The organism is Azospirillum formosense (genome assembly GCF_013340925.1).
Lineage (GTDB): Bacteria > Pseudomonadota > Alphaproteobacteria > Azospirillales > Azospirillaceae > Azospirillum > Azospirillum formosense.
In genome coordinates this window covers 1-2,566 of record NZ_WHOR01000441.1, presented here as the reverse complement: position 1 = coordinate 2,566, position 2,566 = coordinate 1, and the positions used below count along the sequence as shown (strand labels likewise).

Annotated in this window: 3 protein-coding genes; 2 read left to right on the top strand and 1 reads right to left on the bottom strand. The window is 67.4% G+C overall.

The window, feature by feature from the left end:
- Window positions 1–161 precede the first annotated feature (161 nt).
- Entirely contained in the window at window positions 162–374 is a 213-nt protein-coding gene (locus tag GBZ26_RS28735; protein ID WP_174441715.1) for a hypothetical protein, read from the top strand.
- A 58-nt stretch (window positions 375–432) separates the two neighbouring features.
- Here the strand turns inward: GBZ26_RS28735 and GBZ26_RS28730 are convergent, their stop codons facing one another.
- Window positions 433–903 (bottom strand): ferritin-like domain-containing protein, encoded by a 471-nt coding sequence (locus GBZ26_RS28730; protein ID WP_174441714.1) that lies wholly within the window; start codon window positions 901–903, stop codon window positions 433–435.
- 619 nt (window positions 904–1,522) lie between these two features.
- Here GBZ26_RS28730 and GBZ26_RS28725 point away from each other — a divergent pair.
- The coding region (locus tag GBZ26_RS28725) for an ABC transporter permease subunit (protein ID WP_211105008.1) at window positions 1,523–2,566 on the top strand (1,044 nt) is incomplete at its 3' end.

Sequence of the window (2,566 nt, the reverse complement as noted above, 5' to 3'; positions counted from 1 at the left end):
GCCACGCCGCGATCCATGGCGAACAGTTGAACGACGACGTGACCGCGCTCTGGATCACCCGCCGCTGACGCAGCGCAGCAATTTATCCATTGGCCCCATACCCTTATTCGAGTTATGGATATTGCTGCGTCGGGCGACGTGTAACAGGAGACGGAACGGATATGGCTTCGATCATGATCAAGAAGGCCGGCGAGGGCCTGATTTCCCAGGCTCACCGCAACGCCGACGTTGGCCCGACCAGCGGCAGCTCGGTCGTGTACGAGATTCTCAACGTGCCGGCGGGCGTGTCGGTGGACGACGTCATCGCCGCCTTCAAGACCTTCAAGCCGGCGGACAAGAAGTACGAGTACGACTACGCCGAACTGTCCAAGTAAGGCGCTCGTTCGCCCTTCCCGCGGTTCCCGCAAGGGCGGAAACCGCGGGAAACGGCCATTACCCCTTCCTGGGGAAGCGCTCGATCCAGCGCTCCAGTTCCGCCACATGCTCCGCCTCTTCGGAGGCGAACTCCTCGGCCATCATGCGGACCTCCGGGTCCGTGGTGGAGGCCGCCACGTCGGCGTAGAAGGCGTGCCCGCGCTTTTCGCTGTCGAGCGCCAGCTCCAGCGCGTAATCCACCGTCATCAGATAGTGCGAGCCTTCCATGGAGGCCGCTTCGGGGCTCTCGTCGTCCGGCCACTGGAAGTCGTCCGGGGCGAGCGCCGGCACGTCGCGGAAGGCGGAGCGCTTGCGGGCGTCCGCCAGATGCAGGCGCGAGAACTCGGCCATCTTGGCGAAGAAGGCCGCGACGTCCGCGTTGCCGTAGGTCTTCATGGCCTCCGACAGGTCGGCGAAACGGTTGGCGGCGTCCTCCTCCAGCGCGCAGGCGTGGGCGAGGAACAGGGCGGGGTCGTGAATGTTGGCCATCGGGTCCCGAGATCGTTAAGTCACAAACGGTTTGTGGTTATTTGAACCATAACGCCTTGTTGCGAAAGGTTCTCGGATCGCTGGCCGCTTGCGGGCGTCTGCGACACTTTGACACGCCCTCGACGATCTGCACTCGGCGGCGCGCCGCTCGCTCCGACAGCGAAGGGCGGGCAACATGAAACCTCTGCAATGATCGCCAAGAAACGCCGCCGCGCGCTTGACCGGCTCCAATTCCAGGAATAGATCAGCGACAACGTCACCGCATGATTGGCGGGCGTCCGGACGCGCGGTCCGGTCCCGCGCCGAGAAAGCAAGAGATGGAAAGCCACAGTCGTCAACCCCGACCAATCTTCGGTACTCTGCCGATCCTGGGCTGACCTCTTCACAGGTTCGCCACGGCCGGCTGGGATGCCGACAGCCGCACAGGTGAACCATGGTGACGTCTTCCATCACCATTCCGATGCCGTTCCGCGCGCCCTTGCCACCGCCAACGCCGGGCTGACCGACATCCTCCCCCTTTGACGCCCACCCGACGCCGCACGGCGCCGGGTGCCTTCACACGCCGATTGCGCAGGACGAACGCGACCGGACTCCGATCCGGCCGCAGGATGGAGGGGCCATGGTCTGGACCCAGACAAGCGTTTCCGTGAAGACGGCCGCCGCCACGCCCAACCGCTGGGATCTCGTGGCCCTGCCGCTGGTCGTCGGCCTGCTCGCCCTGGCCGCCGTCGGCGGTCACCAGATGGCCGCACCGCTGGCGAGCCTCGACGCGCCGGCCGTCTCGCTCGACCCCTGGAACCTGCCGGACTACGCGCTGCGCTCGACGCTGCGCATGCTGGCGGCGATGGCGGCCTCGCTGCTCTTCACCTTCGTCTACGCCACGCTGGCGGCCAAGAGCCGCCGGGCCGGCATGGTGCTGATCCCGGTTCTGGACGTGCTCCAGTCGGTGCCGGTGCTCGGCTACATCTCCTTCACCGTGGTCTTCTTCCTGTCGCTGTTCCCCGGCAGCGTGCTCGGCGCCGAATGCGCGGCGATCTTCGCCATCTTCACCAGCCAAGCCTGGAACATGACCTTCAGCGTCTACCAGTCGCTGCGCTCGGTGCCGCGCGACCTGGACGAGGCGGCGACCAGCTTCCGCTTCTCCGGCTGGCAGCGCTTCTGGCGGCTGGAGGCGCCCTTCGCCATGCCGGGGCTGGTCTGGAACATGATGATGTCGATGTCCGGCGGCTGGTTCTTCGTCGTCGCGTCGGAGGCGATCACCGTCGGCGACCGCACCGTCACGCTGCCCGGCATCGGCTCCTATCTGGCCGAGGCCATCGCGCAGAAGGACCTCGGCGCCGTCGGCTGGGCGGTGCTGGCGATGCTGGCGGTCATCCTGCTCTACGACCAGTTCCTGTTCCGCCCGCTGGTCGCCTGGGCCGACAAGTTCCGCGTCGAGCAGACCGGCGCGCAGGAGGCGCCCGAGTCCTGGGTGCTGCGGCTGTTCCAGCGCACCCGCGTCTGCCGCTCGCTGCTGGCGCCGGTCGAGGCCCTGCTCGGCCGGGTGGCGTGGCCGCGCCTGTCGCCGCGTTCCTCCCTCGCCGCCGCCCTGCCCCCGGCCCTGACGCGCCGGTCTGCTCGACGCGGAACTTGTCGGCCCAGGCGACCAGCGGGCGGGACAGGA